General features: G+C 68.2%; 6 protein-coding genes and 1 pseudogene. 3 read left to right on the top strand and 4 right to left on the bottom strand.

Annotation, left to right across the window (positions count from 1 at the left end; all coding sequences use genetic code 11):
• The first annotated feature begins 48 nt into the window (after window positions 1-48).
• Together WCE37_RS13730 and recQ are read left to right on the top strand one after the other, a co-directional pair.
• Window positions 49-618, top strand: coding sequence for a Dps family protein (locus tag WCE37_RS13730; RefSeq protein WP_343279854.1), 570 nt, complete (start codon window positions 49-51; stop codon window positions 616-618).
• Between the two features lie 106 nt (window positions 619-724).
• Window positions 725-2,560 (top strand): DNA helicase RecQ, encoded by a 1,836-nt coding sequence (gene recQ / locus WCE37_RS13725; protein WP_343279853.1) that lies wholly within the window; start codon window positions 725-727, stop codon window positions 2,558-2,560.
• A gap of 124 nt (window positions 2,561-2,684) precedes the next feature.
• On the opposite strand, the gene WCE37_RS13720 is transcribed toward recQ, so the two are convergent.
• Together WCE37_RS13720 and WCE37_RS13715 are read right to left on the bottom strand one after the other, a co-directional pair.
• On the bottom strand, window positions 2,685-6,374 hold the full coding sequence (locus WCE37_RS13720; RefSeq protein WP_343279852.1) for a hypothetical protein: 3,690 nt from the start codon (window positions 6,372-6,374) through the stop codon (window positions 2,685-2,687).
• Between the two features lie 20 nt (window positions 6,375-6,394).
• Window positions 6,395-15,076, bottom strand: a complete 8,682-nt coding sequence (locus tag WCE37_RS13715; RefSeq protein ID WP_343279851.1) for a CARDB domain-containing protein — start codon at window positions 15,074-15,076, stop codon at window positions 6,395-6,397.
• Window positions 15,077-15,410: 334 nt separating this feature from the next.
• Here WCE37_RS13715 and WCE37_RS13710 point away from each other — a divergent pair, with 334 nt between their 5' ends.
• Window positions 15,411-16,802, top strand: coding sequence for an ATP-binding protein (locus WCE37_RS13710; RefSeq protein ID WP_343279850.1), 1,392 nt, complete (start codon window positions 15,411-15,413; stop codon window positions 16,800-16,802).
• A gap of 9 nt (window positions 16,803-16,811) precedes the next feature.
• Here the strand turns inward: WCE37_RS13710 and WCE37_RS13705 are convergent, their stop codons facing one another.
• Window positions 16,812-17,516 carry a response regulator transcription factor gene (locus WCE37_RS13705; protein ID WP_343279849.1) on the bottom strand — a complete coding sequence of 235 codons (705 nt, stop codon included), beginning with the start codon at window positions 17,514-17,516 and terminating at the stop codon, window positions 16,812-16,814.
• 237 nt (window positions 17,517-17,753) lie between these two features.
• Window positions 17,754-17,887: pseudogene (locus tag WCE37_RS13700) on the bottom strand (IS3 family transposase); the annotation flags it as partial.

Here is a 17,887-nt window from a genome sequence, read left to right as displayed (position 1 = left end):
TTATCCCCTGCCGCGCATTGTCGCGCGCTATCCACCAAGGACACAGTGATGGCCAAGACCAAGGAAAAAACCAAAACCGCCAAACGCAGCGCCACGCGCAAGGCATCGCCTGCTGCGTCGCCGGCCGCGGGCTCGGTGGCACCAGGCGTTGATATCGGGATCGCCGACAAGGATCGCAAGACGATCTCGCAGGATCTCGCCCAGTTCCTGTCCGACAGCTTCACGCTGTACCTGAAGACCCACAACTTCCATTGGAACGTGACCGGCCCGATGTTCAACTCGCTGCACGCGATGTTCATGGACCAGTACACCGAACAGTGGAACGCGCTCGACGAGACCGCCGAGCGCATCCGCGCCCTGGGCTTCAACGCCCCGGGGTCGTATGCCGAATTCATCAAGCTCTCGACCATTGCCGAAGAGCCCGGCCTGACCAAGGCGCCCGACTGGCGGGAAATGGTGCGCCAGCTGGTCGACGGCAACGAATCGGTCTGCCGCACCGCGCGCCGTGCCCTGGCCCACGCCGACGATGCCGGCGACGACCCTACCGTCGACCTGCTCACCCAGCGCCTGCAGGTCCACGAAAAGAACGCCTGGATGCTGCGTTCGCTGCTCCAGTAGCGCGTGCGCCGGCGGGTTTTCCCGTCAGGCCCGCCCCGCAACGCCCGACCCGGCGTCGGGCGTTCACGTTGCCGGCCCTGAGACGCCGGCCCGGTATCCTTGGCGCATGAGCGACCCTGCACACCGGATCCTGCGCGAAACCTTCGGCCACGAGGCCTTCCGTGGCGAGCAGGCCGCCATCATCGAGCACGTGGCCGGCGGCGGCGACGCGCTGGTGCTGATGCCCACCGGCGGCGGCAAGTCGCTGTGCTACCAGGTGCCGGCGCTGCTGCGCGAGGGCACCGCGATCGTGGTCTCGCCGCTGATCGCGCTGATGCAGGACCAGGTGGAGGCGCTGCGCCAACTCGGCGTCAACGCCGCCTTCCTCAACTCCACGCTCGATGCCGCCGAAGCCGCCGCCATCGAGCGGCAGCTGCGCGAAGGCACGCTTGACCTGCTGTACGTCGCTCCGGAACGGCTGCTCACGCCGCGCTTCATGTCCCTGCTCGATGCCAGCCGGATCGGCCTGTTCGCGATCGACGAGGCGCACTGCGTCTCGCAGTGGGGCCACGACTTCCGCCGCGAGTACCGCGAGCTGACCGTGCTCCACGAACGCTGGCCGCAGGTGCCGCGCATCGCCCTCACCGCCACCGCCGATCCGCCGACCCAGCGCGAGATCGCCGAACGCCTGCAGCTCGAAGGCGCGCGCCGCTTCACCAGCTCCTTCGACCGCCCCAACATCCGCTACACCGTGGTCAACAAGGACAACGCCAACCGGCAGCTGCAGGACTTCATTGGCGGTCATGCCGGCGAGGCCGGCATCGTCTACTGCCTGTCGCGCAACAAGGTCGAGAAGACCGCGGCCATGCTGGTCGAGGCCGGCGTCGACGCCCTGCCCTACCACGCCGGCCTGGACGCCTCGGTGCGCGCCGCCAACCAGCGCCGCTTCCTGCTCGAGGACGGCGTGGTGGTGGTGGCGACCATCGCCTTCGGCATGGGCATCGACAAGCCCGACGTGCGCTTCGTGGCGCACATGGACCTGCCGAAGTCGATCGAAGGCTACTACCAGGAAACCGGCCGCGCCGGCCGCGACGGCGACCCGGCGGAGGCCTGGATGTGCCACGGCCTGGGCGACGTGGTGCTGCTGCGGCAGATGATCGACCAGTCCGAGTCCGGCGAGGACCGCAAGCGCCTGGAGCACCGCAAGCTCGACGCCCTCGTCGGCTACTGCGAGTCCACCCGCTGCCGCCGCCAGGTGCTGCTGGCCTGCTTCGGCGAGGACTACGCGGCGAAGGGGCCCGGCGAGCCCTGCGGCAACTGTGACAACTGCCTGTCGCCGCCGGAAACCTGGGACGCGACGGTGGCGGCGCAGAAAGCGCTGTCTTGCGTCTACCGCACCGGGCAGCGCTTCGGCGCCGCGCATCTGATCGACGTGCTCAGAGGCTCGGAGTCCGAGCGCGTGCGGCAGTTCGGCCACGACGCGCTGAGCACCTACGGCATCGGCACCGACCTCGACGCCCGCGCCTGGCGCGGGGTCTTCCGCCAGCTGGTGGCCGCGGGCCTGCTCGAGGTCGACACCGAGGGCTACGGCGGACTGCGCCTGACCGCGGACAGCCGCGAGGTGCTGCAGGGCCGCCGCGAGGTGCTGCTGCGCAAGGAGGCGCCGCGCCCGGCGCGCGGCCGTGGCCGCGACGGCGAGGCCCGCGCGGCCCGGCCGGTGGTGGAGGTGGCGCGCGCCGACCAGCCGCTGTTCGAGTCCCTGCGCGCCATGCGCACACGCCTGGCCCAGGAGCAGGCCGTGCCGCCCTACGTGATCTTCCACGACGCGACGCTGCGCGAGATCGCCCGCCTGCGCCCGCGTACGCCGGGCGACCTGGCGCTCATCGGCGGCATCGGCGCCGGCAAGATCGAACGCTATGGCGACGAAGTGCTGGACGTGGTGTCCGAGGCCGAGGTGGCCTGAAGGCCGCTGCCTCCGCACCGCAACGCGGCAACCCGGCAAGCTGAAAAACGAAACCCGCCTGCATTCGCATGCGGGCGGGTTCGGATATCGCGATCGGGACCGCCGGGGACGGCGGTGGAAGGCCTCAGTAACTGCCGACGAAGTTGATGTACCAGCCCTTGTGGTTGTAGTCGAAGTCGGTCAGGTCATCGCTGAAGTCGGTGAAGTTGTAGCCGGCACCGATGCGGAAGTTCTGGCCGATGTCGCGATCCACGCCCGCCATCCAGCCGTTGCGGGTGCCGCCGTCGTCCACGTCGAGCCAGCGGTACTCGACCAGGCCGTGCCACTTGTACGTCAGCTCGTAGCGCAGCTGGCCGGCCGCGAAGGTGGTGGCCGAATCGAACCAGTCACCCGTGCCACGCCCGTAGCGCACTTCGCCTTCGCGACGCGCCAGCTTGGCCGCCGCTTCCCAGCGGTGCCCGAGGCGGTACACGCCCTCCAGCGACAGGACCTGGGTCCTCTGGTCGTAGTCCGCCCCGCCCAACTGGCCCAGCGTGGCCAGGTCGTACAGGTAGGAATAGCGACCGAACAGTCCCCAGCGGCTCTCGTTCCACGGCCGGTAGGCGAAGCCGAAGCTGCCCTCGATGAACTTCGCGCCGGCGGCCGGGTTGATGGCGTCGTCGGTATCGGCGTAGTTGAAGCGCGCCGCGATCCGCCAGCTCTCGTTGATCCGGTGCGCCAGGCGGTTGGTGCTCACCCACTGCGTGCGCTGCTCCACGCCGGTGTCCTCGCGCCATTCCAGCTTGCTCTGCCAGTCGGTGCGCTGCGAGGTGTGGCCGCCGAAGACGCTGACCGCGCGCCGGTCGATGTTGCCGCCCTCGCTGTTGGTCAGCTCGCCGTCGGTCAGGGTGAAGCCGAGGTTCCAGCCCTTGACCGGATAGAAGTCCATGCCGAAGGTGTGGGCCAGGCCGGATTCGCCGCGCGACTTGAGGAACTGGCTCTCGTTGAACATGTTGGCCTGGTTGGAGATCCTCCAGCGCTGCCCCAGCGTCCAGCCGTTGCGCGCGGCAGGATTGAACAGCGGGTCGTAGTCGCTGCGGTCGGTGGAATAGGTGTAGCTGCCGTAGAAGCTCTGCAGCGGCGACACCTTGTACTCCGCCTCGACGCTGGCGCCTTCGCCACGGTCGCCGGTGGTGGCCTCGGCGCCGACCGTGGACAGGTTGGCGAAGTTGTAGCGGCCACCCAGGGTCAGCGCATCGTTGTCCTCGTACTGGCCGCCGTCGTCGTCGAGGGTCACCTGGCCGATGCCGTACAGGTCCAGCGCGGTGCCGAAGCGGTGGGTGTACTTCACTGCGCCCAGCATCCCCGCCGCCGTCGCCTGCGCCTGCCGGCGCTCCTCGATGCGGCGCACCTCGGCCGTCAGGGCGTTGTACTCGCCCGGGCGCCATTCCAGGCTGGCCTGCGCCTGGCGCAGCACGTCGCCACCGCGTTCGGCATTGCTGTAGCGGGCGAACACGCTCAGGTCCGGCGAGAACTGGCCCAGCACCTCGGCGCCGTGTTCCTCGATGTCCATGCCGGTATCGAAGCGCGAGATCGAGTAGCCGGCGTCCACCTGCCGCCACCAGGCGCCTGCGCTCCAGTCGAGCCGGGTCCAGCCCAGCTCCATGAAGTTGGCGCGCGCCTCGACCGAGGTCGCATCGCCTTCGCGCGGGCCGGCCGGGTTGGTCTGCACGAAGCTCATGCCGCCGTTGTCGGAGAAGAACACCGGCGCACTGCTGGCCTCGGTCCGGCTGTGCTCGACCTTCAGGTAGGTGCCGCGGCCGGCCTGCAGGGTGAGGTCGGCGGCCATCAGGCTGTAGTCCTCGCCCGCGCGGTTCTCGTCGACGTACGTCAGGCCCACGCCGACGTGGTCGCCGAACCAGTGCTTGCCGCGGACGCCGGCGGTGATGTCGTCCGGGTCGAAGCTTTGCGGGACCCATTCGTAGTCCACCAGCAGCCGCTGCTCGTAGCCGTCCAGCGGCGCGTCGCGGGTGATGGTGGGCATGTTCTGGCGGCTGATCTGCGCCAGCGGACGGGTCAGCAGGAGCCGGCCCTGCAGCTCGTCGATCTCGTAGTCGGCGCCCCGCAGCAGCTCGATGCGCTGCTCGACGCGGCCGGTGGTGCGGTCGCGGACTTCCAGCACCACCCGGTCCGAGCCGGGCAGCACGTCGGTATGGCGCAGGTAGTACAGGCTGCCGCCGGTGCCGACGAACTCGCTGTGTCCCGGAGCGGTCTGCGCCTCGGAGCCGAACGCGCGCAGCTGCGTCTTCGCATCACCCCAGGCGTTGTTGTCCATGGAACGCCACTTCAGCCCCGCGCCGTACAGGGCGCGCGAGTACTGCGCGTACTCGGTCCCGGTGATGCCGGTGTGGAAGTTGCCCCACAGGGCCTCGTTCTTGTCCCAGTCCACGCGCACGTAGAACCGGCCCATGGTGTCGACGTCACGATACGCCGTGGAGTCGTCGCCATAGGTCGGGTAGTACAGGTCCGGATCCAGGCGGCGGAAGATGTCCTGCGGATCGGCGGTGGTGAAGCCGTCGAAGATGTCGCCGAGCGGACGGTTCTGCGTGTCGGCCTGCGCCGTCACCAGGTAGCGACCGGCGGTCTTGCCCTTGAGGTAGAACGCCAGGCGGCCGTCGCTGAGGATGTCGTCGTCGCGGCCAGCCAGAGCCAGGTCGCGCCCGGGCCCGCTGGCCCGGTTCTCGTACACGGTGATGTCGGCGAGCGCGACGCCGAAGAAGTAGCGGCCGCTGACCTCGACATCGAGCGGATAGCTCGACGCCTCGGCACCGGCGACGCCCTCGGACACGGCGATGTCGAACCGGTGCTGGCCGATGGGCATCAGGTACTCGGCGACGAACTTGCGCTCCATGTCCACCGGATAGCTTTCGCCGTTGATCGACAGCGTCTGGCCTTCGGGCACGTTGCGGCCCTGGATGCGCACGCGCGAGCCGTAGACCGGGATGTTCTGCTGGCGCAGGCCGTTGCCGGCGAACACATCCTCGACCAGCATCTGGTCCTGCGCCTGCTCGCTGCCAAGGCTGGTGCCGAGGCTGCGTTCGGCGCTGCTGCGCACCTGCTGCAGGCCGCGCTCGGCCTCGGCCGGGGTCACCAGCTGCAAGCGGCGCGGATGGGTTTCGTCGAAGCGGCCCTGCGCGTCATAGGCGCGGAGCACGTAGACCAGCTCGTCGCCCGCGCGGAACTGGATGGCCGACGGCAGCTCGCCGTCCCACTCGTCTTTCGCGACCGCCGTCACCGGCAGCGCGAACCGCGCCACCGGCGCGACCAGGTCGGCGTCGTTGCCACGGAACACCATGACCTCGTAGCGCTCGATGAAGCCGGTGTAGTTGCCACGGGCGAAGAAGCGCACCGGCTTCTGGATGCGACCGTCGGCGAAGGCCACCATCGTCGGAGCGGAGACCGACAGCTCCGGCTGGCCGAGGTTCGGGTCTTCCGTCGCCCAGATCACGCCGCCGCCGGGCAGGCGGATCGAGAAGTTGCCGGCGATGTCGGCGCGCCCGGGGCCTTCCAGCGCCACCGAGACGCGGCGATCGGGCTGCAGCGCAGCCGAACCCGAGTCCGCGTCGGTGCCCTCGGTCACCGGCTCGTCGTAGCTGCGCGTGCGAAGGCGGAACAGCAGGCCCTCCTCGCCGGCACATCCGGCATCGTTGCAGTCGAACACGGTCGGCGCGGCATTCCCGGCTTCAGCCGGAGCAGGCTGCGGGACATCCTGCGCCATCGCCACGGGGGCGAGGCCGGCCAGGATGCCCAGCAGGGCATGGTCAAGCAGTTTCATCTTCATCTTCCGGCCCCTGTTCATCGTGCATCCGTCCCGATCGGGGCTGCCGGATCACCGCTGGACTCCACTCTCACCTGTGCCCGGACCTCTGGCCGCAGGCGCGTCGCCAGCGCCTCGTAGACCGCCGTGGCCCGGCGCAGGCCGAGCGCGGCGTTGTAGGCGTGCGGGGCACGCACGTCGGTATGGCCGACAAGCACCACCACGCCTCCACCCAGCACCTCCAGGCGCGCGGCCACGGCGTCAAGCAGGCCGTTGAACTCCGGGCGGATCGCGGACTTGTCGGTATCGAACAGCACGGTCCCGAGCAGCGCGCCGCTGGCGGTTGCGCCCGCGACCACCGGCGAATGCGGATCGTCCACGCGGGTACCCAGCACCACCTCCAGCGCTTCGCGCGCCTCGGTCGATACCAGCGGTTCCAGCGCATCGCGCAGCGCGCCGGCACGGGCGAAGGCCAGCGCCTGGCTGTCGCCGTCGGCGGTGATCACGACTTCGCCACCGGCATAGGCGTTGACCCGCTCGGCCACCTGGCCGAGCACCGGCATGTAGGCCTCGCGCACCTCCGCGCTGTCCGGGGCGAAGAGCACTTCGCCCAGCTCCAGCTCGAGCTGCTCGCGGCCGCCCTGCAGGGCGCGCACCGGCGGCTTCACGCCGAAGTCGAAGCGCACAGGGATGCCCGGGGTGACGCGACGCACCAGCGGATTGGCGGTGGTGAACTCCGTCCCGGCCGGCAGCGTTGCCGGATCGACCTTCAGGATGAAGTTGCGGCCACGGCCCCAGTCACCGCCGTGCACGTCGGCGAGGTGGTAGCGGCCGTACTGGTCGGTCTCGATCAGCAGGCCTTCCACCGAGGCGATGCGCACGCCTGGGATACCGCGCTCGTCGATCCCCTGGTTGGAGATCACGTAGGCCACTTCGTAGCCGCCCTCCACCGAGGACACGCGGCGCTCCACCGTCGGCTCAGCGGCGTTCAAGCCGCGGGCGGCTTCGCCAGCGCGCTCGACGCGGGTGCTGCCATCGGCGGCCATGCGCACGGTGACGCCCTGGTCGCTGCCGAGGACGAAGTCGTCGGTGAACTCCAGCGCGCTCAGGCGCTGGCGGATCACCACGGTCGGCGCCGGATCGGCCTCCGACTCGCGGGCGCGGATCGCACCCACGTCGACGCCGTGCAGCAGCGGAGAGCTGGCGTCGGCCAGCGGCCTGGGACCGCTGCCGGTGTCGATCGTGGTCGAACCGGCCACGTAGGGGCCCGGCGCGAATCCACCGCTCACCGCCACGCCGCCGAGATCGGCACGGTCCTGCCAGCCGTCGCCGTCGCGGTCGTCGAAGACCGTGCCGAAGACCAGGCTGTCGTCCAGCATCGGGTCGCCATCGAGCAGCACTTCCGCGGTGGCGACGTTGGACAGCGGATTGCCGTCTTCATCCACGGCCACCGCCTCGTTGACGTGGGCGCCAAGGCGCACGCCCGCACCCACCCTCAGCAGGTAGACGATGGTGGCGTCGGCGCCCGCGGCGATGTCCAGTCCACCGATCCGCAGCGGATGGTGGCCCGGCGCCAGGGTGAAGGCACCGTCGGCATCACGCACCGACATCGATCCTTCGACGTAGCTGAAGCCCGTCGGCGGCGTATCGACCAGGGTCCCGTCGACCAGGTCCACCAGACCGATGTTCTCCACGGTCACCGTGTAGCGCACCAGGTCACCGATGTTGACGGTCCGGGTGGCGACGCTCTTCACCACGCGCAGCAGCGTCGGGTTGCCCACCACCTCGATGGTCGCGATCGCGATGTCGCAGTTGGCCGGATTGGCCGCATCGCAGATCGTGTAGGGGTAGGTATAGATGCCCGTGGGCACGTCCACCGCGATGGTGATGGTGCCGTCGGGATTCATGGACAGGCCCGGATGCGACGGCTCGCCCGGGGTCAGCACGACCTCCGGCACCGTCGCCGGATCCGCGCCGAGGGTGTCATTGCCGAGCACGCTCGGGGTGACGTCACCTGCGTCCACGGTCCCCATCGGATCGTTGATCGCCACGATGCGGGGCATCGGCGTCGGCGTCTCCACGTCGGTGTTGTTGTCCGGGTCCGGGTCGGTCTCGTTCCCGTCCACGCTGGCCGTGTTCCGGTAGTCGCCAGTGGCGTTGACGGTCACGGTGATCGACAGGCTCGCGGCATCGCCATTGGCGAGGTCGCCGATGGTCCACAGGCCGGTGGCCGCGTCGTAGCTGCCGTCGCCGGCGCTCGACACGAAGGTGTAGCCGCTGGCCAGCACGTCCGTGGCGACCACGCCGGTGGCATCGGCCGGGCCGGCATTGCGCACCGTGAGGGTGAAGACCACGTTCTCCCCGATGATGGGGGTCGCGTTGTCGACGGCCTTTTCGATGGACAGGTCGCTACCGGTCTCGATCTCCACCAACGCCTCGCCAGGCGGCGAGACGATCGGCGTGGCGGGCTCACCAGGCGTACCGGGCGGCATGCCTTCGGCGGTTGCGGTGTTGTGCACACTGCCAGCGTTCACGTCGGCTTGGGTCACGACGTAGGTCGCGGTCGCCGTCACGCGCTCGCCCACCAGCAGCACGCCTTCCACGCCAGGCCATGCGTACGTCAGTGCGCTCAGGCCCGGCAGTTCGTCGGTCACCGAGACATCGGTCAGCGTCACGTCGCCGATGTTGGTCACCACGAACTGGTAGCTGATCACGCTGCCTTCCGCGTACGGACCGGCCGAGGTCACGGACTTGGCCAGCTCGAGCGCCGGATTCTGGGCGATCGGCGTGTCGATTTCATCCGGCGGCGTCACGATCGGCGTCGGGGTCGGGTTGGTCGGGGTCGAAGGCGGCGTGCCCTCAGCGGTCGCGCTGTTGTGCACGTTGCCGGCGTTTACGTCGGCCGCGGTCACGACATAGGTCGCGGTTGCGGTCACGCTCTGGCCGACTTCCAGCACGCCTGCAGCACCCGGCCAGGCATAGGTGATGGCACTCAGGCCGACGAGTTCGTCGGTTACCGACACGTTGGTCAGCGTCACGTCGCCGGTGTTCTCCACCAGGAACTGGTAGCTGATCACGCTGCCTTCGGTGTACGGACCGGCCGACGTTACGGACTTGGTGATTTCGATGCCCGGTTCCTGGGCGATTGGCGTGTCCACCTCGCCCGGAGGCGTCGTCACAGGCGGCGGCGTCGGATTCGTCGGGGTCGAAGGCGGCGTGCCTTCGGCGGTCGCGCTGTTGTGCACGTTGCCGGCATTCACGTCGGCCGCAGTCACGACATAGGTCGCGGTGGCCGTGACGCTCTGGCCGACTTCCAGTACACCTGCCGCACCCGGCCAGGCATAGGTGATCGCGCTCAGGCCGACGAGTTCGTCGGTCACCGACACGTTGATCAGCGTCACGTCGCCGGTGTTCTCGATCACGAACTGGTAGCTGATCACGTCGCCTTTCGTGTAGGGACCGGCCGAGGTCACCGTCTTGGTGATCTCGATGCCCGGTTCCTGGGCGATCGGCGTGTCGATCTCGTCTGGCGGCGTCACGATCGGCGTCGGCGTCGGATTGGTCGGCGTCGACGGCGGCGTGCCTTCGGCGGTCGCGCTGTTGTGCACGTTGCCGGCATTCACGTCGGCCGCAGTCACGACATAGGTCGCGGTCGCGGTCACGCGCTGGCCGACTTCCAAGATGCCTTCAGCACCCGGCCACGCATAGACGATCGCGCTCAGGCCGACAAGTTCGTCGGTCACCGACACATTGGTCAGGCGCACGTCTCCCGTGTTCTCGATCACGAACTGATAGCTGATCGTGTCGCCTTCGGTGTACGGGCCCGTCGAGGTGACGGTCTTCTCGATGCTCACGCCAGGGTTCTGGCTGATCGGCGTATCCACCTCGCCCGGAGGCGTGGTCACCGGCGGCGGATTCGGGTTGGTCGGCGTGGAGGGCGGCGTGCCTTCGGCGGTCGCGCTGTTGTGCACGTTGCCGGTGTTTACGTCATCGGCCGTGACCGTATAGGTCGCGGTCGCGGTCACGCTCTGGCCGACTTCCAGTACACCTGCAGCACCCGGCCAGGCATAGGTAATCGCGCTCAGGTCCACGAGTTCGTCGGTCACCGACACATTGGTCAGCGTGACGTCACCAGTGTTCGTGACGACGAACTGATAGCTGATGGTGTCGCCTTCGGTATACGGCCCCGTCGAGATGACCGACTTCACCAGTTCCAGGCTCGGATCCTGCGTGATCGGGGTGTCTTCCTCGTCCGGCGGGCTGTCGACCGGCGGCGGGTTCGGGTTCGTCGGCGTCGACGGCGGCGTGCCGCCTGCGATCGCGCTGTTGTGCACGTTGCCGGCATCCACGTCCGCAGCCGTGACCGTGTAAGTCGCCGTCGCGGTCACGCTCTGGCCCGCGACCAGCACGCCAGCGGCACCCGGCCACGCATAGGTGATCGCGCTCAGGCCGGGCAGCGGGTCGGTGACCGACACGTTGGTCAGGGTCACGTCACCTGTGTTCGTCACGACGAACTGATAGCTGATAGTGTCGCCTTCCGTGTACGGACCCGTCGAAGTCACGGACTTGTTGAGTTCAAGTCCCGGCTCCTGCGCGACGGGGGTGTCCTCGTCATCCGGAGGACTGTCGATCGGCGGCGGATTCGGGTTGCTCGGGGTCGACGGCGGGGTGCCGCCCGCGGTCGCGCTGTTGTGCACGTTGCCCGCATTCACGTCGGCCGCAGTGACCGTGTAGGTCGCGGTCGCGGTCACGCTCTGGCCCACGAGCAGCACGCCGTCGGCGCCCAGCCACGCATAGGTGATGGGGCTCAGGCCCACCAGCTCATCGGTCACCGAGACGTTGGTCAGCGTGACGTCACCAGTGTTCGTGACGACGAACTGATAGCTGATGGTGTCGCCTTCGGTATACGGCCCCGTCGAGGTGACCGACTTCACCAGCTCCAGGCTCGGATCCTGCGCGATCGGGGTGTCTTCCTCGTCCGGCGGGCTGTCGATCGGCGGCGGGTTCGGATTGCTCGGCGTCGACGGCGGCGTGCCGCCAGCGGTCGCGCTGTTGTGCACGTTGCCGGCATCCACGTCGGTCGCAGTCACGACATAGGTCGCGGTCGCGGTCACGCTCTGGCCCGCCAGCAGGACGCCATCGGCACCCGGCCACGCATAGGTGATCGCGCCCAGGCCCGGCAGCGGGTCGGTGACCGACACGTTGGTCAGGGTCACGTCACCAGTGTTCGTGACGACGAACTGATAGCGGATGGTGTCGCCTTCGGTATACGGCCCCGTCGAGGTGACCGACTTCATCAGCTCCAGGCTCGGATCCTGTGTGATCGGGGTGTCTTCCTCGTCCGGCGGACTGTCGATCGGCGGCGGATTCGGGTTGCTCGGCGTCGACGGCGGCGTGCCGCCAGCAGTCGCGCTGTTGTGCACGTTGCCGGCATTCACGTCGGCCACAGTCACGACATAGGTCGCGGTCGCGGTCACGCTCTGGCCGACTTCAAGCACGCCCACAGCACCTGGCCATGCATAAACGATCGCGCTCAGTCCGACGAGTTCGTCGGTCACCGACACGTTGGTCAGCGTCACGTCGCCGCTGTTCTCCACCAGGAACTGGTAGCTGATGGTGTCGCCTTCGGTGTACGGACCCGTCGAGGTCACCGTCTTGGTGATCTCGATGTCCGGTTCCTGGGCGATCGGCGTATCCACCTCGCCCGGCGGCGTGGTCACCGGCGGCGGCGTCGGGTTGCCCGGCGTGGAGGGCGGCGTGCCCTCGGCGGTCGCGCTGTTGTGCACGTTGCCGGCAGCCACGTCCGCAGCCGTGACCGTATAGGTCGCGGTCGCGGTCACGCTCTCGCCCACCAGCAGGACGCCATCGGCACCCGGCCAGTCGTAGGTGATCGGGCCCAGACCCACCAGCTCGTCGGTCACCGACACGTTGGTCAGCGTCACGTCACCGGTGTTCTCCACCACGAACTGATAGGTGATGGTGTCGCCTTCGGTGTAGGGGCCCGTCGAGGTGACGGACTTCACCAGCTCCAGGCTCGGATCCTGCGCGATCGGGGTGTCTTCCTCGTCCGGCGGGCTGTCGATCGGCGGCGGGTTCGGATTCGACGGCGTGGACGGCGGCGTGCCGCCCGCGGTCGCGCTGTTGTTCACGTTGCCGGCATCCACGTCGGCCGCGGTGACCGTGTAGGTCGCCGTCGCGGTCACGCTCTGGCCCGCCAGCAGGACGCCATCGGCACCCGGCCACGCATAGGTGATCGCGCTCAGGCCCGGCAGCGGGTCGGTCACCGACACGCTGGTCAGCGTCACGTTGCCCGTGTTCGTCACCACGAACTGATAGGTGATGACGTCGCCTTCGGTGTAAGGACCGTCGGATGTCACCGACTTCTCCACTTCCAGGCCGGCGTCCTGCGCCAGCGGAGTGGTCTGGGTGTCGTCGTCCGTCACCGGGTCCGGCGTCGGGCCACCCGGAGGCGTCGGTGGCAGGCCACTGGCCGTCGCGGTGTTCTCCACTTCGCCGGCGTCCACGTCTTCCGGAAGCACCGTATGGACATTGCCGGTGCACACCAGTACCTGCGTGTCGCCCGCCGGCAGCGTGGCGATCACCGGGCAGTCCAGGCCCGGCAGCAGCGGATCGCTCACCGTCACGTTGCTCAGCGCCACGTTGCCGGTGTTCTCCACCGAGAACGTGTACGTGATCGTGCTCTCGTCGGCCGACAGCGCGCCCGTCTTCGTCAATTCGATCGACGCGCGGTCCACCGGATGCTCGGTCGCGCAATCCACGCAGACCGGATCGGGGCCACCGCCGCCTTCCGCCGTCACCGTATTGCCAACGGTGGCACCGGCATCCGGCGCCACGTTCGCGACATACGTGACGCTGTGCGTTCCGACCGCTGCCCCCGCGGGCAGGGTGAAGACATGGGTCGGCGCATTCGTGCCGTCGTGGATGAAGCCACCCGGGCTGGTCACGCTGTCGAAGGTCAGGCCGGCACCCAGCGCGTCGCTCAGCACCACGGCGCTGGTCGTCGGCGCATCGGCAACAGTCACGGTCAGCGTGTAGGACACCTGGGCGCCGGGCAGCACCGCGGTGCCGCTGTTCGGATCCGCGCTCTTCTCGACCGTCACCGAGGGCGCGATCGGGAGGATTTCGCTGCAGCTGTTGCCGGCGGCCGCGCAGTCGACGCCGTCGACTGCAACGTGGTTGGAGATCTCCGTGACGCCATCGGCCAGCGGGTCGTCCACCCTGACGATGAAGTCCAGGACGACCGAACTGCCCGGATCGATATCCAGCTCCGCCGCATTGCTGCAGCTGTTGAGGTAGCAGGTGAAGTCGTTGCCTGCCTCGACGACCTCGGTATTGTCCGGAATGCCCTCGGACACGGCGCCAACGGGCACGATCGCCGGCACGGAGCCGGTGTTGGTGACTTCGATCCGGTAGGTGACCACGTCGCCGGGGGATACCGTCGCGCCGGGCGCGGCGGGCTGGCCGTTGATCTGCGAAACGGTCTTGTTGACCGTGATGTCGAACTGGGCCGGGCGATTGACGATCTCGCAGTCGATGTTGTCGCCGGGCTGGCCCGAATCGATGACGATCTGCGGAGGATTGGCCGGATTGTAGGCCTGGTCGATCAGGATCGGCCCACCGTTCGCGACCTGGCATGTCACCCAGCGGCTGTACTGGCCCAGCACCGAGCTGGAACCGGGTGCCATCAGCTCTTCGAGCAGCAGCCGGTTGCCCGGCATCGCCATTGCGCTGATCCAGGACGAAACGCTGGTGGTACCGGTCGTGGTCCCAGTGGCAACCTCAGTACCGACGACGTTGCTGATCCGGTAGACGAACTGGTCCTGCGGCGCATTGCGGCCCTCCGGCAGCGACTTGCGCAAGCGCACGCTGCCCCAGCGCACCCCGACGGCGAAGCCCTGCCCCGCATCGGAGTGGATCTGGGCCATCACCGTGAACGGGGCCGTCGACGCCGGATCGCGGTTGGTCGAAAGCACCACCGTGTTGGCGTTGCCGGTAACCGTCCCGCTGAAGCGGGCGCAGTCGACATAGGACGACAGGCAGGCCGAGGCTGCGGGCGGCGTGGAGCGCGAGACGTTGTTGTTCGCGCTGTTGCCGAGCCATTCCAACACCTGCCACGACTGCCCGCCGGAGACGACGCCGAAGTCCAGGTGTTCCGGATTGTTGTTCAGGCGCTCGGCATCGGCCATGACGACCTGGAACGGCAGGTCGTCGATTTCACGTCCATCGGGCGCGAACAGGCGGATGTCTTCCAGGGTCAGGACGACGCCGTTGCCGCGCCCGTTGTCGGGAGTGTTCAGCGCGGCCGCATTGGGGGTCAGGATCGTGTAGTAACCGGAGCTGCCGCTGAAGTGCGAACCGGTCCAGGCCGGGGCCTCCCTCACCTCCAGTCCCGGGTTTGCGTGCGTGCCTCCGCTCAGCCGCGCTGTATACGTGATGCGCGACCCGTCAGGCAGCGCGACGTCGTAGTCCCTGGCCGTACCCGGGCTGCCGGCGGCAATGAGCTGGCCGGCCGTACCGAACTGCAACCAGCAGATCTCGGCGACATGCTGGCCGCTGGAGTTCGGGTCGGCAAGGCGGCACTCGGTCTGGGTGGCCTGCGCCATCACCGCGCCCGGAAGCAGCAGGGCCAGCCCGGCCAGGACCAGCGCGGTCCACATCCGTCGCGCGATCGCGACAGTCTTCGAACAGTCCAGATTCACCCGTAAATCCCCTTGATACATGCACGCGGCAACCCGCACCGCAGCGAAACCGTGCCCCCCGGGAGAGGGCGGTCGAATCCGGGCACGACGCAGGCACGTCAGTCGCCACAGATTCTTCTCGAGCGCGGCGCCAAGCCCACGCAGTGCGACGCACGACCAAGCGGTGGTGCGGAACGAGGCGAGAATACGAGTCGCAAAAGTGTGATGCACGCACGGTTTGTTTCGGTTTCTCACCGCGAGTGATGTTCGAATCCCGAGCACTGTTGCTGTGCACCGGGGCCGCGAGGCCGCTATCGTGCTCGAGGTCACGCAAAGGTCCTGGAGGGAGCTTCCATTGGTCATCGGCTGGTTCGGCAAAGCAGGGCGCTCCGCATCCACCTGGTTGCAGCGCCCGGGCATCCAGGATCCGGTCGACCGGCGCAATGCGCCGATGCTGCAGATCGTGCTGCTGCTGATAGGCACCACGGTCCCGCTGGCATGGGCCTGGCGCCTGCTCGGCACCGACATTCCGCTGCGTCCTGGCGAGACCGGCAGCCTTCTGGCGGCTCTGGTCGTGAGCACCATGGCGCTGTCCAGCCTGGTCCTGGTACGGCACAACCGGTTCCAGTGGGCGATCCGGCAGATGCTGGCGGTGGTGGCCCTCCAGCTGCTGTGGGCCTACTCCAGCAATGGCCTGTCGGCCCATGTGTTCGAACAGCCCCTGCAGGTGATGTGGCTATTCGTGGCCGGCATTGCCATCGGCCGCTGGGCGCTCTGGGTGATGTATGCGGTGCTTGCCGTTTCGCTGTTCCTTGGCGGGGCCAGCGAAGCCCGCGCGGGCGGGGGCGCCATGTCGGAGCTGCTGGGCGACGCCGGCATCCGCTCCATCATGTTCCTGGTCATCGCCGTGGTCATCGACCGCACCACCAGGGCCCTGCGCGGCAGCCTTGACGAAGCCCACCAGCAACGTGGGCAGCTAGTGAAAGCCAACGCCTTGCTGACGGAAGAAATCGCAGAGCGCGAGCGCATGCAGGAGCAGCTGCTGCACGCGCAGAAAGTGGAGACGATCGGCCACCTTGCCAGCGGCGTCGCACATGACTTCAACCACCTGCTGGCGCTGATCACGGGCTACGTGGACCAAGCGAGGATCGCTAGCAACGACGCCGAATTGCAGCAGGCCGTGGCGGGCATCGGCATGGCCGCGCAGCGGGCCACAGGAATCACCCACAAGCTGCTGGATTTCACTCGCTACGATGCCACCCGGCCCGAGCGCTTCGATGTCCGCGAAGTGCTCGTCGACCTGGCACCCCTGCTCCGCCAGGCGCTGGGATCGGGGATCACGCTGCATATGCAGCTTCCGCCGACTCCCTGCCCGATCACCTTCGACCGCGCACAACTCGGTCTTGCGATCCTCAACCTGGCCACCAATTCCGCGCAGGCAATGGCCGGCGAAGGCATCTTCGCGATCGAAGTCACAACGCATCCGGACGGCAGTTCGATCGACATCCAGGTGGACGACGACGGTCCGGGAGTCCCCGTCGAGATCCAGGCCCGGATCTTCGAACCCTTCTTCACCACCAAACCGTCGGGCGAGGGAACCGGCCTGGGTCTGTCGATGGTGTGCAAGCTGGTGGAGTCGTTCGACGGCCGCATGCGGCTGGAAAGTACGCCCGGCGCCGGCACCCGCATCACCATCACCCTGCCCAGCGCCGCTGCATTGGACCACGCGCTGACCGCCCCGGGCTGAGCCGGCGCCTTACCAGGCCAGCATGTAGCCAACGCCGCGCACCGTCTTCAGGGGCAGCCGGGTGTGCGCTTCATGCAGGCACTTCTGCCGCAGTCGATAGACCAGCATCTCGAGCCTGTGGGGATCGAAGTCGTGCACGTTCTCCACCAGGCGACCTATCAACGCCTCCCGCGGAACCGGCACGCCGGGCGTGGCAGCCAGCAGCGTGACCACCTGCCTTTCGGCCAGGTTGAGCACCACCGTCGAACCGCCGGGCGCGACGATGTTCCAGCCCTGGGCACCCAACCGCCATCCGCCTCCGGCGACGGCGCCGTCCGCGGTCTGGTCACGGGCTGCCGATTCATCCCGGCCCGGTCCGCGCGGACGGATCCGCTGCGCCACGTTGCGCAGCGTCGCGACCAGTTCCTGCATTGCCACCGGCTTGCCGAGGTAGGCATCCACGCCCGCCTCCAGCCCGCGCATGCGGTCGGTCGGGGACATCCGCCCGCTCAGGATGACGATGCCCACTACAGGCAGCGTGTCACGAAGGTGGCGGGCGATCTCCACCCCGCTGCCGTCCGGCAGGCCCACGTCGAGAAGCACGAGATCGAAGCGCTCCGACAGAAGCGAACGGTACAGTTCAAGCGCGCTGCCGAAGCCGACGGGGGTGAATCCGGAGCGCGCCAGCAGCGGGAGCAGGATCGCATCGCGGTATTCGGGATCGTCCTCGACCACCGCGATCGCCAGCGGTTCCATGCGCGCACCCTCGCATCCGGTGTCGTGCAGGCACCGCGCCGCATGACGGGACTGGTGGCCGTGATTCAATCGAATACAGCGGCCAACTAATTGATATTAATGATGCTGAACGAGAATGACTCGCTTTCTGACTCACAAACTGTGAGCTTACGCTCAGCACCAACTGAGCGGCATTCTAACTCCGCTATGCGTTATTGGCCAAAGCTCAGGCGTCCCGAACACGAAGTCCATCGACCAGACCTGGTTGGCGCGGTCTGGCCGCAACAGCGGTTGCCGTTCGCCCACTGGCACCTTCTTCCGCTTCCGGCGCCGCACCTGCAGCTTCGCTTCCTGGTACAGCCGCTCCACAC

Source organism: Luteimonas sp. MJ250, assembly GCF_039548455.1.
Taxonomy (GTDB): Bacteria; Pseudomonadota; Gammaproteobacteria; order Xanthomonadales; family Xanthomonadaceae; genus Luteimonas.
This window is presented reverse-complemented; position numbering and strand designations above follow the sequence as displayed.

What these genes read in the sequence shown, in the direction of transcription:
- recQ (WP_343279853.1), top strand. Translation starts at nt 725, where the DNA reads ATGAGCGACCCTGCACACCGGATCCTGCGCGAAACCTTCGGCCACGAG.
- WCE37_RS13730 (WP_343279854.1), top strand. Translation starts at nt 49, where the DNA reads ATGGCCAAGACCAAGGAAAAAACCAAAACCGCCAAACGCAGCGCCACG.
- WCE37_RS13720 (WP_343279852.1), bottom strand. Translation starts at nt 6,374, where the DNA reads ATGAAACTGCTTGACCATGCCCTGCTGGGCATCCTGGCCGGCCTCGCC.